This window comes from Microcoleus sp. B7-D4 (assembly GCF_036705125.1).
Lineage (GTDB): Bacteria > Cyanobacteriota > Cyanobacteriia > Cyanobacteriales > Microcoleaceae > Microcoleus.
This window is the reverse complement of the sequence record NZ_JAUBTT010000055.1, coordinates 1-16676: the sequence shown is the minus strand read 5'-3', so window position 1 is coordinate 16676 and position 16676 is coordinate 1. Positions and strand designations below refer to the sequence as shown.

Genomic DNA, 16676 nt, shown 5'->3' with positions numbered 1-16676 from the left:
AGTTGCATTTTTTTGATATATCTTCTATGCACATTTTCGTTTACTAAAGTTTAAGGAGTCGATCGATGTTTACACCAATTTTACTTGCCGTTGCCCCCAGAACCATAGAGTGGAGCCCCACGATCGGTTTGATTATGATTCTTTGCAATATTTTAGCTATTGCGATCGGCAAATCAACCATCCAAAAGCCTCACACAGGCCCAGCAATGCCCTCATCCAGTATGTTCGGCGGTTTGAGTTTGGGTGCAGTTGTGGGAACTATGGCCTTTGGTCATATTTTGGGAGCAGGTGCTATTTTAGGATTGTCTAACTTAGGCGCGATTTAGTTGCAGAATAGAGGGTACGCAGTACGCGCACCCTACCCGCAATTTCAAGTACCGGGTAAATTGCGGAGGTTTTCATCCATGTACGATCGATCGCCCAAAACCTCCAGCAACGGGCCGCGCACGTCAAACTTGACAATACTGACAGAAGCTGCTAAAGCGGCAATGCGATCGCGATAACGTCCCAAATCAATCCCCAACAGACTGCACAGAATAATCCTAATAGTTGCTTTGTGCGAGACAACCAACACATTTCCATTCTTATATTTTTCCTCAATTTCTGCAATAACTAAGGAAGCTCTACTGGCAATTTGCACCGAAGTCTCGCCGCCGTTTGGTGCATTCCAAGCAGGTTCAGTCAGCCAATTAATATAATCTTCTTCGTAGTCTTTTTTGACCTCTTCTACTGTTTTGCCTTCCCACTCACCGTACTTAATTTCCCTCAGTCCGTCGCGAAGCTGCATTTCAATTCCCACAGCATCGCACAAAGGTTTTGCAGTAGCAATTGTGCGTTTCATCGGACTGACATAAACAGCATTCCAAGGCAATTTTGCGTAAGTGGCGGCAAACTGTTCTGCCATTTGAGAACCTACGGGCGTTAATTCTGGATCGATAGCGCCGCAGAAGCCACCTGTTTGGCTGTAAGTCGTTTCACCGTGTCGTACAAAGTAGATTTTTAAGCTCATAGAGATATCTTATTTGATTGGTGAACAGGATTTTTTTTGATTAACCACAGAGGGCGCAGAGGGCGCAGAGTCAGATCAGAGAGAGATGAATAATTGCGATACCAACGGATTTGATATTAATTGTATGTGATTTTTACTATATTAGCAAAAGAGTTTAAAAAACTCCTTCAAATCATCGAGTGCAGGATTATCCCAATCCCAAATATCTTTTTTGTGTTCCATAACATAATCAAACCCCGACATACTGCATTTCTTTCCAGCTTGTTTCTGTTCCTGATTTGAGCAAGTATCATACCTGAGATAGATGCTCACCCAGAATTTATCAAAATCTTTCTGCTTGATTTCCTTTCCCTCCTTTTCTTTTATGCAACTTCTCCAGCTATCCAAACAATCAGCTTGAGGTGATTCTCTAGCCTTTATTGCCTTTAAAAGCGTTTCCAGTTCGCCTTTACCTCCAACATTTGTAAAGTAACAAGCCAATTTTGCATTTGTTCCATAATCTGTACAAATATCGATAAATTGTTTAGTGCTTGACAAGCTTTCAGCTTCAAACACTTGTTTTATACATCTATCTACGAATTTCAGCCGTTCTTGATCTGAACAATTATCAATATCTATAATAATTCCTATCTTTTCGATATCTTTTCGGTCAATCTTTCTTATTAAATTTTTTAAAGCTTTGATTAACTCTGTTTCGCTCAAGCCTTCCAAACTTTGATAATCATCTATATAAATAGGTGATGCTACCTGGATATCGCAGTTTAGTTTTTCAACCATTGCCTGCATGAAAATTTTATCATTTTTACTTTCTACTATGACAATATTACTCACCTCTCACTCCTTCTTGATGCTCAATGGCATAACTAAGAGTTTCCAAATCGAGCCGACTTCCGATTATTTGATTTGTTTTGAGTTTCCTTGCTAGTTCAAAATATGCGCTGCTGCATTCCTGATTTTGTTCTAAACCCACATCCGCAAATGCTTGAAGCATCTCTAAACTGTGCGTTGTAGCAAAAATCTGCGTATCCATTTCAACCGCCAACCGAAATAACACTCTCCAAAACTCCCGCTGACTTGTATGGTGTATGCCATTTTCTATCTCATCGATTAGCAAGATTTGGTATTGACTGTTTACCAGTTTAAGGATAATTTCTGCAACTCTGTTAATGGCATCTCCAAACAATGATAAAGGCAAACGCTTTTCACCTTTTCTTCTCAAGTAAAGCGTGGGTTCCCCAATCGAAAAACTCTCTACTGATTCTATTGTAGGGTCAAGAATTTGAAAAGCTTTCAAAACTTCGCTATCTTTGTCATCCAAACGCGCGTTATCATATGCTTCTGTGAGTTTTATTCCGGAAATCCTGATAAAGGACGGAATGATTGGTACTTCGCTAGTCGAAATGCGAAAATTCCTTAAATATCCGGCAGGAACCTTTGTGGATAACCAACTAGATAGGTCTTCTTGTTTCCTGGATTTAAAAATTAAACTAGATTTTAATGAATTAATTTCTACCTGCATTTCTACTCTAATGGTATGATTTTCTTTTTTGCCTATAATTACTATAGAGCTATCTTTTTTTAGTGCATAAAATAAGTTATCCCAGGTTCTATTAGCCATATATTCTATGGCTTCTAATGGCTCTCTTCTAAGCTCTCTTAGGATTGCTAGACTGCTCGCGTCTGGAACAACATTGATAAAAATTGCTTCTAGCAAGGCTGTCTTGCCCGCATTATTTTTACCGCCGATTAAATTTACTCTTTCAAACCCAGAAATTTTGATTTGCTCAAAACACCTAAAATTTTGGATTTCTATTTCTTTAAGCATTCCCGCCTCTTTTGAATGTACAAATCCTAAACCACCGTTGATTTATGCTAAGATGAATTCTATCTTAGTTGTTTTACTTCATCCGCAACAAGCGAGGAATGTCATGCAGACTATAGACCTCTTTGAAGTCATTGAACGCCATCCAAGCAAGGTAAGCGGTGCATGGGTATTTCGAGGCACGCGCGTACCTGTTGCTGCCTTTTTCGAGAACCTTAAAGATGGGGCCTCTATTGACCAGTTTCTCGAATGGTTTCCGGGAGTAACTCGCGCCCAAGTTGAGGTATTACTCGATCGCGCGCTAGCCTCGTTAACGCAGATGGTGGCATGAAGATATTGTTCGATCAAGGTACGCCAGTACCGTTGCGCCGATCGCTGCTGAGTCATACAGTAGATACTGCTTATGAACGTGGATGGTCAACATTAGCAAATGGCGATCTGCTCGACACTGCCGAACGCGAGGGGTATAATCTGCTGGTGACGACCGATCGCAACTTGCGTTATCAACAAAACCTGACAAACCGACAAATTGCTATTGTGGTTTTGCTGTCTACTTCTTGGCCTCGCATTCAAAAACATCAAGACGAGATTCGGAACGCGATCGACACGATTGTTCCGGGCGCATACCTCGAAATTGACATTGCTTGCTGAAGCTTTATTCTAATACAAATTGAATCCCGTAGGGACACGGCAATGCCGTGTCCTAATCCCCGATCCTGTGCCGGACACGGCATTGCCGTGTCCCTACCCAGAATATCGTTAGCCCGGTGCACCCGATCGCACGGTTTGATCTCCTGTCGTTGTCGGATCTTTCGTTTCCTTCGGCGCTTCCGGCGAAACCGGGCCCGCGTGGGGCCACTTCCAGTCACGGATTTCCGGCATATCATCGCCGTGTTCGTTGATATAGTGCCTGTGTTCGATCAGCTTGTCACGGATAGCTTGTTTGCCGTAAGCTGCTACAGAACTCAGTTTTGGAACGCGATCGAGTACATCTCCAACTAAATGGAATCGATCGAGGTCATTAATCACCACCATATCAAACGGCGTCGTAGTCGTTCCCTCTTCCTTGTAACCCCGAACGTGAATATTCGAGTGATTTGTCCGGCGATAAGTCAAGCGGTGAATCAGCCAAGGATAGCCGTGAAAAGCAAAAATCACCGGCTTATCTTTCGTGAACAAAGTATCAAAATCCTTGTCCGACAAACCGTGGGGATGTTCGCTAGCAGGTTGCAGCGTCATCAAATCCACCACATTCACCACCCGTACTTTTAAATCGGGATAATCTCGGCGGAGAATGTCAACCGCAGCCAAAGTTTCCAGCGTCGGAACATCACCCGCGCAAGCCATCACCACATCTGGTTCGCCACCTTTATCGTTGCTGGCCCACTCCCAAATGCCGATGCCGGCGGTACAGTGTTTAATCGCAGAATCCATATCCAAATACTGCAATGCCGGCTGCTTCCCTGCAATAATCACGTTGACATAGTGGCGACTGCGGAGACAGTGATCCGTTACTGACAGCAAAGTATTCGCATCGGGCGGCAAATAAATCCGCACCACTTCCGCTTTCTTGTTAATTACGTGGTCGATAAAACCTGGATCTTGGTGAGAAAAACCGTTGTGGTCTTGTCGCCAAACGTGAGAAGTTAGTAAGTAATTCAGAGATGCGATCGGTCGGCGCCAAGGAATGTGACGAGTAGTTTTCAACCACTTGGCGTGTTGGTTGAACATCGAATCGATGATGTGAATAAACGCCTCGTAGCAGGAGAAAAAGCCGTGGCGTCCCGTCAGCAAATAGCCTTCCAGCCATCCCTGACATAGATGTTCGCTGAGGACTTCCATCACCCGGCCATCGGGGGAGATGTGGTCGTCTTCGGGCAAAATTTCCCCCGCCCACACCCGGTTCGTCACTTCAAACACCGGATCGAGGCGGTTTGAGGCCGTCTCGTCAGGCCCGACAATGCGGAAATTGGCGTTTTCCTGATTCAGTGTCATCACGTCTCGCAGGAAGCGGCCGGAAACGCGGGTTGCTTCTGCCATTACAGTGCCCGGTTTTTGCACGTCAACGGCGTAGTCTTCAAATTTCGGCATTTTCAAGTCTCGCAGCAGCAGGCCGCCGTTAGCGTGGGGATTTGCCCCCATGCGTCGAGATCCCTTGGGTGCGAGTTCGGCCAATTCGGGAATTAATTTCCCGTTATCGTCGAAGAGTTCTTCCGGCTTATAGCTTTTCATCCAATCTTCGAGGAGTTGGACGTGTCCCGGCTTAGAAGCCATTTCCGAAAGTGGGACTTGGTGCGATCGCCAATAATCCTCAGTTTTCTTACCGTCAACATCCTTCGGCCCCGTCCAGCCTTTGGGAGTTTTCATCACAATCATCGGCCACTGCGGACGGCCGGAATAGCCCTCCGTCCGGGCTTTTTCCTGAATCGCCTTAATTTCGCCGATCGCGGTATCGAGAGTTGCAGCCATCAACTGGTGCATGGTTTCCGGGTCTGAACCTTCCACCCAATAAGGTTTGTAGCCATAACCGACCATCAAACTTTCCAATTCCTCCTGCGGAATGCGGGCCAACAGAGTTGGATTGGCAATTTTGTAGCCGTTCAAGTGCAAAATCGGCAACACAGCCCCGTCGCGAACCGGGTTGAGAAACTTGTTAGAATGCCAGCTAGCAGCCAAGGGGCCGCTTTCGGCTTCCCCGTCACCGACAACAGCCGCCACAATCAAATCGGGATTGTCGAAGACTGCACCGTAAGCGTGGACGAGGGCGTAGCCGAGTTCGCCGCCTTCGTGAATCGAACCGGGGGTTTCCGGGGCGACGTGGCTGGGGATACCGCCGGGAAAGGAGAACTGTTTGAACAGCCGTTTGATACCCTCTTCATCTTCGGAAATGTTCGAGTAATATTCGCTGTAAGTGCCTTCGAGATAGGTGTTGGCGACCAAGCCCGGCCCGCCGTGTCCGGGGCCTGCGATGTAGATGGTGTTGAGGTCTTGGGCTTTGATGATGCGGTTGAGGTGAACGTAGATGAAGTTTAAACCTGGAGTAGTGCCCCAATGTCCGAGGAGTCTCGGTTTGACGTGTTCGATTTTGAGGGGTTCTTTGAGTAGGGGGTTGTCGAGGAGATAGATTTGTCCGACGGATAGGTAGTTTGCCGCCCGCCAGTAGGCGTTCATTTTGTGTAGTTCTGAGTCGGAAAGCGGCTTTAATTGCGGGAGATCGGTTGTTCCTAGCATCATCAGCGATTGACTCCTAAGTTGTGGTTGTTTTGTAAAGTGCGATCGAGAAGTGCGATCGATATTAATTTGTTATAGCAGACTTTTTGTATTTAACCTCCATGTCTTCCACGCAAACTATTGAATTCTAGCTCCTTTATGCCTAAATAAAAGTTTAAATCAATGTTAATTTCTGGCTAAACATCGCACAGTTCTGCTCGAAGAAAGACGACGATTTTCGGGGATCAAGGAATTCAGCAATAGAAAATAGGATTTACACCAGATTTTGCGTAGAGTGTGCATTGCGAACCGATCCGTATATGTTGCGAGTGGTGCGATATGTTGTGCAAGTACCGAAAAATATACTTCTCAAGGTAGAAGTCATCATGATTTATACCTAAAGTTGATTGTACTTTGTGCCTGCCGATGGCTGATACCGGTTATCAAAAAAAATCCAACTGTAGGCAATATCCAAAGCTTTATGTCCTCAGTCATTCCCAATCTAAAATTTAAAATCTAAAATGGTATGACTTTTTTTATCTTAAAGTTTTTTGTGTTCGTTTAAGCTCAGGGTAAAAGGGTGAGCAATTTTTATAATTTAGAGCTTTATCAAGAAGTTAAAAAGATATATAGCCTTTTTCAGTAACATGAGGTGCTCTCGCGGGCATAGGCCTCCGTGGCCTCCGTGGCCTCCGTGGGCATCAGTTGCGAGCGGTGTGTACCTCATTTTATTGAGAACCGCTATAGCAAGGCTATTTCATTTGTAAACGGGCTTTTTTTTATGAATCGCAGAGGCGCAGAGGGCGTAGAGGAAGAGATCCGAGAGAAAGGAATTGCGTATAACAACCAATACATATTATCTAATTATTAACCCAAAATTTAGCTAAGCTGAGGCGCATCTAAATTTGACAATCAAATTCGAGCAAATTCTTGTGGGGATTAGGGGCCCTAGCGTTCCGCCCGCCCAAAAATACAATTTAGATGCGTAAAAGCTTAACACCTGGCAATGAATTAGCCAAACTCCCGGTGCCTGTGGCGGTGATGCTTGTAGGAGAAATACTCGCATTCTTGTTTGGGTACTGGAAAGTTTTCGTCGTTTGGGTATGAACAAGTCTCGACTCCTGGCGATCGCACTATAATAGCAAATACATACATATAGCCTTTCTCATTAACATGAGGTGCTCATAGGGCATAGGGTATGGGCATAGGAAGGAGCCCGCATACCTCACCACGCTTGAGAACCGCTATATTTCATAAGTACCAAAATTTCTATGACTATCAAAGAATTAGAAGCGCAACTTCTGGCTTTAACGCCAACCGAGAAAGCTCAAATCATCCAATTATTAACCCAGAACTTAGCCAACACCTGGCAAGGAATTAGCAAGACTCCCGGTGTCTGCGGCGGTGATGCTTGTATCAGAAACACTCGCATTCCTGTTTGGGTACTGGAAAGTTTTCGTCGCTTGGGTATGAACGAGTCTCGACTCTTAGATAACTATCCCACACTAACCGCTACTGATTTAGCAAATGCCTGGACTTATGCGGCAGCTTTTCCCGATGAAATTGAAATAGCTATCCGCGAAAATGACGAGGATTGAAATGATGGCGCGTCTTTATGGTGACGAACAATTTCCCCGAGAGGTTGTAGAATTGCTGCGCCAGATGGGGCACAATATTCTGACAGTGCAAGAAGCCGGAAAAGATAACCAAAAAATTCCTGACGAAGAAGTGTTAGCTTTTGCAGTCAATGAAAATCGAGCTGTTTTAACTCTCAATCGCCGTCATTTTATTAGACTGCACAGCTCACAGCCTGACCATGCTGGTATTATTGTCTGTAAGGCAGATGATGACTTAGCAAGAATGGCGACTAACATTAATGAAGCTATTTCCTCACTTGCAACATTAACAGGTCAATTGATTCGCGTCTATCGTTCTGGGTCGCCATCTATATCTTAAGCGATCGCCACAAAGTAAACTCAAGCAATCTCAATCCGAAAATCCCTGCATCGGTTTGATTGCTGGCTAGAGGCCATCGCCGATATTTCCCGCTGAAAAAACCTAGGAGGCGACTAAAACAGGGCACTCTGAAATCCGGCAAACATTGGACACAGTTGGCTGGTGGGAAACGACTCGCACTTCGTGGGAATAGCGGGGACGCGGGTCATTTTCTAACCAGATGGGCGGTACCATCATCACTTCATAGTAAGCGATCTTATGCAAAACCCCGGGCTGGGACTTCAACTCCACTGTCAAGCCCGCTCTGTACTCAAATGCTTCTTCCCAGTCTAGGTTTTCATTCATACCCATAGCGATCGCGCCTCTTAATCTTGTTTCTTTTGTCCATTGTAGAGCGGTACATAAAAGATTGGGTACTTTCTGTTGCTTATGATACAATTTTTAACCTTATATGTTCGATCCCTGACAATTTAGCAGAGAGGAGCAATTGTCAATAAGTAAATAGGATGATTTTGCTGACGGGTGACAAGTAAGCAGAAAAGCTAGGCTTGACAAGAGTTGGAGTTGAGATGTCTCAAAAAAAATAGGGGCGATGGAACCCCGCAGACGTTTATGAGACAAAGGAAGAGAATTTTAAGGACGGAAGTACAAACCAACTTTTGCCAGCTTGTCTAGTATTTTATAAATAAAGAAACTCCGTTTTTTTAATAAACCGGGTTTCTGGATGAGTGAAAACTCAACTAATTTCACTTAGTTTTCTTCTTTGTCGCTGTCGCCGTATTTTTAGCAAGCGAGATCCTGCTTCATTTCTTTTTGGCAGATGTCTAATACTCAAAGTAAAATATGGCATAATATAAATATTAGTTTCATAGCTTTGCACCTATGACCGCCCAAATCACCCTAAATCTGCCAGATGAAGTCTATCACCAAGCAGAATTGCTAGCGCAGCAACGCCACCGCACCGTGAGTGAGATTCTAGTAGAAACTCTGGAAAATTTTCTCTTACCAACCGCTAAACCAGTATCAGCACTGTCTGATTCAGAAGTAATAACTCAGACTCAACTCCGGCTGCAACCACTCCAAGAACAACGATTGAGTGAATTGCTAGACCGCCAACAATCCGGTACGATCGCATCTGTAGAACTGGATGAATTGCAGGGCTTAATCCACATATATGAAACTCGACTATTGCGACAAGCTCAAGCCTTAAATGAAGCTGTGCGGCGCGGCTTGCTGGAACCATTAAAAGGATAAGCAAAATGGCGATTTCCGAACAAGTTCGAGCCAGAGTTCGCGCACAAGCTCAAAACCGATGCGGTTATTGTCGCAGTTTACAAATGTATGTTTTGGGAATACTGGAAATTGACCATATTATTCCTAAAGCGATTGGCGGTACTGACGAGGAAGAAAATCTTTGGCTTGCTTGTAGTCTGTGCAATAATTACAAAGGAACCCAAACAGACGCATTCGATCAGGTCACGCAAAAGCACGTTAAGTTGTTTAATCCGCGCACTCAACAATGGTCACAAAATTTTGCTTGGAGTGAAGATGCTACAGAAATTATTGGACTTACAGATTGCGGTCGCGCAACAGTAACAGCACTACAACTAAACAATCCTATTGCTGTTACTGTCAGGCGTCAGTGGGTTAGTGCTGGATGGCATCCGCCCACAGACATTTCTCCTTAAAAGGTTTGAGATTCACAAAAGGTCGATCGCACATATCGCCTTTTTGGCGACTGAGGAGATTTTAGACCAGCGCGAGGTGAGGCATATGGGGTTTGGGCGGCGTTGGGGGCGCGAGCTCAGCATATTTAGCATTTTACATCTTCAATATTTTCTTGAATTCCTCCAAAGTTGGCGTTGGCTTAATTCGATGGATCATGCGATGACAGTTGGAGCAAAGAACCGTAAAGTCTTGTATTGGATCTAATTTAATTTTCGCCTTGCTCAAGCTTGATATTGGAACAGTATGATGCGCCTCTATAAATTGCTTGCCTACTTCTCCATATCGAGCTTCAAAGTTGAAATCGCAAGCTTTGCATATATAACCTTGCAACTGCTTGACTTTTTTAGATAAACTTTGGTTTCTTTCAGTAAGTCTATGTATTCTATATTTTGTCAAATCTTCAAACCAGTCGTCTTTTTTTGGCTCGGAGTTCTGAATATCATTTATTAAAAAAACTTTTTCAAAAAGAGTAAAGTAAATTTCTAGGATTTTATTGAGGTCGTCAGTCAATACCTCATCATCAGGTATCTCATTTCTAGGGTAAAATTTGGATGCAATGTTACCTGCTTCATAAGCCTGCCCCAATCTTCTAGCGTCTTTTTTAGAAATGAAAGTTAGCTTTAAGTCTAGTGAATCAGAAAAATCTTTAATCGCTTCTTCTCCAAGGGTATCTCTAAAAAATATTGCTTGATTTCTCACCATATTTCTTGATCCAGGAAGCCCACACTCATCGCGTATATCTGCAATACCCTGATTTAAAGAAAGATAAACACCAGAGCCATCCACAGGGAAAAAGTAAACACAGTAAAATCCTGAAGTTACAGTCTCAGTGACTAATTTATTAAATATTGCAATCCAAGGAACTTTAGCCCAAGCACCGTTACCGGCCGAAGCTTTAATGCTGTACATATCGGGGAGATGTAAGAATGACTCTATAGATTTTGGGATCGTCTTTCTGAAATAGCTAGCAAATTGGTGTCCTGTAAAGCTATCTTTGCTAGCTTCTGGATACTCAAGAACTACTTTCTCCAGGCAATGTTTAAGCACCATATGATACGGCCTCAATATTGATAGTGAGATTGATTGGTTGGCCTCCAGAAGATCGAGGAATTCTTAGGTCAAAGGACATGAACTCATTTGTATATTTTTCCATATATTCCCGAAATGGAGTCCTGTTTTTTTACGATAAAATTCCATTATAATATGGTAGCGGATCGAGTAGGGTGCGTCCCCAGAGAAACTTTAATTACTGCATTCTCCATCGAAAGGGACGCACCCTACAAGCCACTAAATTTCTAGTAGCGCGGTTTACGGACATGAGGCTGCTATAACTTTAGCGTTAATTAAGGTAAAAATCCGATCTAGTTCTAGTAAGCTTGCTAATTCTACAACCTCTTCTGAAGTTAAAAGATTAGCCTTTTTTCTGTCGGCTAGTTCTTCTAATCTAGTTTGCAGGTTTTCCGTAAATTTGAATAAGTAAAGATTTCTGACTTTCTCAATCGAAATCTCACGATCGATCCAGTAGGAAGGTTGTACCATAAGTTCAGCTATCATGGTGATTCAATTACTCCAATTACTACATGGATAGTTTTGATTATATCATGAGAACGAAAGGATTACTTTAGAAAGAGCCGACCTACTTACGCACGGCGCGATCGAAGAAACCGGGTTTTTTACCGAATCTGTCTGCTAAAACAAATTATTGCAAAAAACCCGGTTTCTGACCGTACAGTGCGTAAATCCTGCTAACTTGACTTAGTTGTTTTCTTGGCTGTTGTGGCAGTCGCCGTCTTCTTAGCAGTGGTTTTCTTCGCCGCAGTCTCCGTCTTTTTAGCAGTTGTTTTCTTCGCCGCAGTTTCTGACTTCGCCGCAGTGGTTTTCTTCGCAGTAGTTGTTTTCTTCGCCGCAGTCTCCGATTTCGCCGCCGCAGTCTTAGTTGACTTCTTCGACTTGCTGCTAGATTTTCCGCCGCCCGCTGCTTCCTTCGCTGCTAACAAATCCAGTGCTTTTTGTAAGGTGAAATTCTCCACAGATTCATCCTTCGCCAAAGAAGCATTGATATCGCCGTGTTTGACGTAGGGCCCATAACGGCCGTCGTAAACATTGATAAGTTCTCCCGATTCTGGATGCGCGCCCAATTCCTTCAAAGGTTTAGCTGTTTTGCTGCTGCCGCGGGCGGCTTTCGGTTGCGATAACAATTCTAATGCCCGATCGAGCTCGATCGTCAAAACATCATCCGGCGGTTTGATCGATCGATAATCTTTCCCCACCTTACCCTGGTCATGCACCACATAAGGCCCGTACATCCCCAAATTAGCTTGCACCTTCGCCCCCGTCTCCGGGTGAGTGCCCAACAACCGAGGTAAAGTCAACAAACTCACCGCCATATCCACCGTCACGCTATCCTTATCCGTCCCCTTCGGTAAAGAAGCCCGCTTCGGTTTCTTGTTCGTTTCCGAAACATCCCCTAACTGAACGTATGGCCCATAACTGCCAATCAGCACATAAATCGGTTCCCCGGTTTCTGGGTGAAGACCCAATTTTTCCGGGCCTTCCATTTTTTGCTTTAACAGAAACTCCACTTGTTCCGGGTCTAAATCTGCCGGCGTCAAATCTTGGGGAATCGATGCTTTTACCAGGCCTTCTTCGCTTTCAGATTCCAGGTATGCGCCGAATTTGCCGATGCAGACTTTAGCAGAAATATTCTCCAGTACCACAGTTCGGGCAACTTTCGCATCAATCTGACTTTCCTGTTCTTTAACTTGGGTTGCGAGTCCGGTTTCCCCTGTATAAAACTTTTGCAAATACGGCAACCATTTCGCCTCGCCGGTGGCAATTTCATCGAGGGTTTGTTCCATTCGGGAAGTAAAACCGGTGTCTACTAAATCGGGAAAATGTGTTTCCAATAAAGTCGTGACGGCGAAAGCGGTGAATGTCGGAATTAGGGCGTTAGCTATTAATTTCGCATATCCCCGATCGACAATTGTACCGATAATACTCGCGTAGGTACTCGGACGGCCCACACCTTCGCTTTCAAGCATTTTCACCAGAGAAGCTTCCGTGTAGCGGGCGGGAGGTTGAGTTTCGTGCCCGATCGCCCCTAAATCCTTACAATTAGGTTTATCCCCCACCTTCAGCGCCGGCAAAATCACCTCCTGGTCTTCCAACGCCGCATTCGGATCGTCGGAACCTTCCACGTAGGCGCGCAAAAAGCCTGGAAAATCAATGCGTTTCCCGCTGGAACGGAAACCGGCATCTTCTACCTGAGTTAATACAGTGACGTGAGTTTGGCGGGAATCGGCCATTTGAGAAGCGACAGTCCGCTTCCAAATCAAATCATAGAGGCGGAAATCAATCCCATCCAATCCCGTTTGCTGCGGAGTCCGAAAAGTGCTGCCGGCGGGACGAATAGCTTCGTGGGCTTCCTGGGCGCCTTTGCTTTTCGTGGTGTATTTGCGCGGTTGGGGGCTGAGGTATTCGCTACCGTAAAGTTCTTGCACGCAACTGCGCGCCGCTTCGATCGCCTGTTCGGACAAATGCACCGAATCCGTCCGCATATAGGTGATAAAACCGCGTTCGTACAGACTTTGGGCAATTCGCATGGTTTCCCGCGCACCCAGCCTCAGTTTGCGGTTAGCTTCCTGCTGCAAAGTCGAGGTCGTAAACGGCGGCGAAGGTTTGCGGGTGACTGGCCGTTCTTCAATATTCCCGACAGTCCAAGGTTTGTTTTGAATGCGTGAGAGTAAAGCCCGCGCCTGTTCTTCGTTGAGCAAAAGTACACGGCGGCCTGCGATAATTTGCCCGGTATTTTCATCAAAATCGCTGCCGTTTGCAACTTTCACATTGCCGACAGTCACGAGTTTGGCATCAAAGGAAATCTTGCCCTTTTCCAAAAGGGCTTTTAAATCCCAGTAACTACCTTGGCGGAAAGCGCGGCGTTCCCGTTCCCGCCGCACCAACAGGCGTACAGCGACTGACTGCACTCTACCGGCGGACAAACCCCAAGCGATTTTTTTCCACAGTAGCGGAGAGAGTGTGTAACCGACGAGTCTGTCGAGAATTCGGCGAGTTTCTTGGGCTTGTACAACTCGATTGTCGATATCGCGGCAGTGAGTCAAAGCATCGCGGATTGCTTCGCGGGTGATTTCGTGAAACACCATCCGCTTGATGGGAACTTTGGGTTTGAGGATTTGCAGCAAATGCCAGGAAATGCTTTCGCCTTCCCGGTCTTCGTCAGTGGCTAGAATCAGTTCTGTGGCGTCTTTGAGGGCGTCTTTGAGTTCTTTAACAATTTTCTTTTTATCTTTCGGGATGACGTAGAGGGGTTCAAAGTCTGCTTCCACGTTTACGCCCAGTTGCGCCCATTTTTCTCCTTTAACGGCTTCTGGTATTTCTTCGGCGGAGGATGGTAGGTCGCGGACATGGCCCATCGATGCCTCTACACGGTAGGTGGAGGGCAGGAAGTTGCGGATGGTGCGGGCTTTGGTAGGAGATTCGACGATGACTAAGGTTGACATGGCATCTTTTAAATATGGATGGCAGCGCAGCTAGAGGGTCTAAGTTAGAGAGTTTAGGTCAGATGTCAAGGTTTCTTTCAACTTTGGGCGATTATTTTCAAACTACCTTAATTTTTAACTTACTGCCGATCGGGTGGCAGGTGACAATGTGATGGGATTTTACTGCTTTGGGGGCAGAGGCTGCGAATCGCCTCTCTACAAGATGCACGGGATGATGACCTGACTCTAGCAGAATTGTCGCTAACTGGATGTTGAGACTGCAGGATGCGGGCGGATGGTTCCTCAATCTGGTTGTAACTTGAAGGCTGGGGCGATCGATTGCGCGATTTTAGATTTTAGATTTTAGATTTTAGATTTTAGATTGGGAAAGATTTACTGAGTAGAGGTTTGGGATTATCGATCGGGCGATTTTAGATTTTAGATTTTAGATTTTAGATTTTAGATTGGGAAAGATTTACTGAGTAGAGGTTTGGGACTACCGATTTTAGATTTTAGATTTTAGATTTTAGATTGGGAAGAAAGATTTAAAGCAATCACAGAGGATTAAAATTAATTGAGCGATCGCTCAATTCTATGAACAATGCTATGACATTTGAATTCGACCATCTTTTCATCTTTACTGATATTGGTGCTTCCGAAGCTAATCGTTTATCATCCTTTGGTTTAGTTGAGGGTGCATCTCGCATTCATCGCGGACAAGGTACAGCCAATCGCTCTTTCTTTTTCCATAACGCAATGTTGGAATTGTTATGGATTCACGATCCAGAAGAGGCGAAGTCTGAGCCAATTCATCGGACTCGTCTTTGGGAGCGATCGACAAATCGGAATAATGGTGCGTGTCCATTTGGCATCTGTTTGCGTCCCGCCAAAGGTTCTGAGGACACAGTTGCATTTTCTAGTTGGGCATATCGTCCACCTTATTTATCTGAAACGATGAGTATCGCAGTAGGAACAAATAGTGATGTTTTGACTGAGCCGATGCTTTTCCAAATTTCCTTTGGTAAACGTCCAGATCAATACTTTGCTGATAAGTCACAGCCTTTGGATCATGGTGTTGGTTTCCGCGAAATTACTCGTGTAGAATTAGTCAGTCCTGCTGCCAATAATCCGTCACCTGAACTTCAAGCAGTGCTTGAGACAAATCAGCTAAAGTTACGGATAGGAACCGAGTATTTTGTGGAGCTTGGTTTTGATGGAGAAGTGCAGGGACAACAGGTAGATTTTCGACCGGGATTGCCGCTTATTATCAGTTGGTAATCTAAAGCCGTAAAACAATTAATAAGATGGCTGCTGTATCGAAGGATCTGCGATCGTTCGTACAGAAGGCGGACTGACAAGTGCAGGAACATTAGAGGCCATTGAGAATTTTCCAAGTTTGCTGAGTAAACTAGATATATAGTAACCCCCAATTTATTGAGGACTGGAAAATGGAGAGAATTACTGACCTGCCTGGGTATCGCATAACAGAACAACTCTATGCAGGGTCTCGCACTCTAGTTTATCGCGGTGTTCGGGAGTGCGATCGGACTCCAGTCGTCATCAAACTGCTGCGAAACGAATACCCCAGCTTCAGCGAACTGCTGCAATTCCGCAACCAATATACCATCGCCAAAAATCTACGTCTACCTGGAGTGGTTGAACCCCTCGATTTAACACCTTACAAAAACGCCTATGCTTTGATAATGGAGGACTTTGGAGGAGTGTCCCTGTCTACTTATGCCGAGGTAGCAATTGATAAAAACCAACCCGATAAATCTCTATCTTTAGAAAACTTTCTCACCCTAGCCAGGGAACTAGCAAATATTCTCCACTCTCTCTACCAAAACCGAGTTATTCATAAAGATATCAAACCAGCCAATATTCTGATTAACCCACATAGCAAACAAATTAAACTCATTGACTTCAGTATTTCTTCCCTGCTGCTGAGAGAAACCCAAGAAATCCAGAATCCCAACACCATCGAAGGAACCTTAGCTTATCTCTCCCCAGAAAAGACAGGAAGAATGAATCGAGGCATTGACTATCGGAGTGACTTTTATTCGCTGGGTGTCACCTTCTATGAATTGTTGACAAAACAGTTACCCTTCGACTCAGACGACCCAATGGAGTTAGTGCATTGTCATCTAGCCAAACAGCCGATTCCCGTACATCAAATCAACCCCGAAGTCCCCCTAATTTTATCCCAAATTGTTAGTAAACTGATGGCCAAGGATGCGGAAAATCGCTATCAGAGTGCATTAGGACTGAAACACGATTTAGAGATTTGTCTGGCTCAATTACAAAACACGGGTAAAATTGAGACGTTTGCATTGGCAACGCGGGATATTACAGACCATTTCCTCATCCCCGAAAAGCTCTACGGCAGAGAAACAGAAGTTGAAACCTTATTAGCAGCCTTTGAGCGAGTCAGCAGAGGCAGCACCGAAATGATGCT

The 16676-nt window shown here is 44.7% G+C and carries 18 protein-coding genes; 10 read left to right on the top strand and 8 right to left on the bottom strand.

Annotated elements, in window-relative coordinates; all coding sequences use genetic code 11:
• The first annotated feature begins 65 nt into the window (after window positions 1–65).
• Entirely contained in the window at window positions 66–326 is a 261-nt protein-coding gene (gene psaK, locus QUB12_RS21730) for a photosystem I reaction center subunit PsaK (protein WP_333200839.1), read from the top strand.
• 44 nt (window positions 327–370) lie between these two features.
• Here psaK and QUB12_RS21725 read toward each other — a convergent pair whose 3' ends face one another.
• The 3 genes from QUB12_RS21725 to QUB12_RS21715 form a co-directional block, all read right to left on the bottom strand.
• A complete protein-coding gene (locus QUB12_RS21725) occupies window positions 371–1009 on the bottom strand; it encodes a histidine phosphatase family protein (RefSeq protein WP_333308370.1) in 639 nt (212 codons plus the stop codon).
• A 141-nt stretch (window positions 1010–1150) separates the two neighbouring features.
• Window positions 1151–1840, bottom strand: coding sequence for a DUF3226 domain-containing protein (locus QUB12_RS21720; protein WP_333144263.1), 690 nt, complete (start codon window positions 1838–1840; stop codon window positions 1151–1153).
• Complete coding sequence (locus QUB12_RS21715) at window positions 1833–2834, bottom strand: AAA family ATPase (protein ID WP_333308368.1); 1002 nt, start codon at window positions 2832–2834, stop codon at window positions 1833–1835. The genes QUB12_RS21720 and QUB12_RS21715 overlap by 8 nt, the downstream gene beginning before the upstream one ends.
• A 103-nt stretch (window positions 2835–2937) precedes the next feature.
• Between QUB12_RS21715 and QUB12_RS21710 the strand changes: the two genes are divergently transcribed.
• Together QUB12_RS21710 and QUB12_RS21705 are read left to right on the top strand one after the other, a co-directional pair.
• A complete protein-coding gene (locus QUB12_RS21710; RefSeq protein WP_333308366.1) occupies window positions 2938–3162 on the top strand; it encodes a DUF433 domain-containing protein in 225 nt (74 codons plus the stop codon).
• Window positions 3159–3482, top strand: coding sequence for a hypothetical protein (locus QUB12_RS21705; protein WP_333308364.1), 324 nt, complete (start codon window positions 3159–3161; stop codon window positions 3480–3482). Before QUB12_RS21710 ends, QUB12_RS21705 begins: the two co-directional genes overlap by 4 nt.
• 108 nt (window positions 3483–3590) lie before the next feature.
• Here QUB12_RS21705 and QUB12_RS21700 read toward each other — a convergent pair whose 3' ends face one another.
• Window positions 3591–6065: a phosphoketolase family protein gene (locus QUB12_RS21700; protein WP_333308362.1), complete on the bottom strand. Its 2475-nt coding sequence runs from the start codon at window positions 6063–6065 to the stop codon at window positions 3591–3593.
• Window positions 6066–7051: 986 nt separating this feature from the next.
• Between QUB12_RS21700 and QUB12_RS21695 the strand changes: the two genes are divergently transcribed.
• From QUB12_RS21695 to QUB12_RS21685, 3 genes are all read left to right on the top strand, one after another.
• Complete coding sequence (locus QUB12_RS21695) at window positions 7052–7180, top strand: DUF433 domain-containing protein (RefSeq protein WP_333308398.1); 129 nt, start codon at window positions 7052–7054, stop codon at window positions 7178–7180.
• A gap of 132 nt (window positions 7181–7312) precedes the next feature.
• Window positions 7313–7639 carry a DUF433 domain-containing protein gene (locus QUB12_RS21690; protein ID WP_333144268.1) on the top strand — a complete coding sequence of 109 codons (327 nt, stop codon included), beginning with the start codon at window positions 7313–7315 and terminating at the stop codon, window positions 7637–7639.
• 4 nt (window positions 7640–7643) lie between these two features.
• On the top strand, window positions 7644–7997 hold the full coding sequence (locus QUB12_RS21685) for a DUF5615 family PIN-like protein (RefSeq protein ID WP_333025693.1): 354 nt from the start codon (window positions 7644–7646) through the stop codon (window positions 7995–7997).
• Between the two features lie 102 nt (window positions 7998–8099).
• On the opposite strand, the gene QUB12_RS21680 is transcribed toward QUB12_RS21685, so the two are convergent.
• A complete protein-coding gene (locus tag QUB12_RS21680; RefSeq protein WP_333300834.1) occupies window positions 8100–8342 on the bottom strand; it encodes a hypothetical protein in 243 nt (80 codons plus the stop codon).
• Window positions 8343–8879: 537 nt separating this feature from the next.
• Between QUB12_RS21680 and QUB12_RS21675 the strand changes: the two genes are divergently transcribed.
• On the top strand, window positions 8880–9251 hold the full coding sequence (locus tag QUB12_RS21675; protein WP_333308361.1) for a hypothetical protein: 372 nt from the start codon (window positions 8880–8882) through the stop codon (window positions 9249–9251).
• 5 nt (window positions 9252–9256) lie between these two features.
• On the top strand, window positions 9257–9685 hold the full coding sequence (locus QUB12_RS21670) for an HNH endonuclease signature motif containing protein (RefSeq protein ID WP_333308359.1): 429 nt from the start codon (window positions 9257–9259) through the stop codon (window positions 9683–9685).
• 133 nt (window positions 9686–9818) lie between these two features.
• On the opposite strand, the gene QUB12_RS21665 is transcribed toward QUB12_RS21670, so the two are convergent.
• The 3 genes from QUB12_RS21665 to topA all read right to left on the bottom strand — a co-directional run bounded on the left by QUB12_RS21665 (window position 9819) and on the right by topA (window position 14242).
• Window positions 9819–10775 (bottom strand): MrcB family domain-containing protein, encoded by a 957-nt coding sequence (locus QUB12_RS21665; RefSeq protein WP_333308357.1) that lies wholly within the window; start codon window positions 10773–10775, stop codon window positions 9819–9821.
• Between the two features lie 258 nt (window positions 10776–11033).
• On the bottom strand, window positions 11034–11279 hold the full coding sequence (locus QUB12_RS21660; protein WP_333214705.1) for a hypothetical protein: 246 nt from the start codon (window positions 11277–11279) through the stop codon (window positions 11034–11036).
• Between the two features lie 191 nt (window positions 11280–11470).
• Window positions 11471–14242, bottom strand: a complete 2772-nt coding sequence (gene topA / locus QUB12_RS21655) for a type I DNA topoisomerase (protein WP_333308355.1) — start codon at window positions 14240–14242, stop codon at window positions 11471–11473.
• A 585-nt stretch (window positions 14243–14827) separates the two neighbouring features.
• On the opposite strand from topA, the gene QUB12_RS21650 reads away from it, so the two are divergent.
• Both QUB12_RS21650 and QUB12_RS21645 read left to right on the top strand, forming a co-directional pair.
• Window positions 14828–15499: a hypothetical protein gene (locus tag QUB12_RS21650; RefSeq protein WP_333144275.1), complete on the top strand. Its 672-nt coding sequence runs from the start codon at window positions 14828–14830 to the stop codon at window positions 15497–15499.
• Between the two features lie 170 nt (window positions 15500–15669).
• On the top strand, window positions 15670–16676 hold a 1007-nt coding region (locus tag QUB12_RS21645), incomplete at its 3' end, for a protein kinase domain-containing protein (protein ID WP_333144276.1).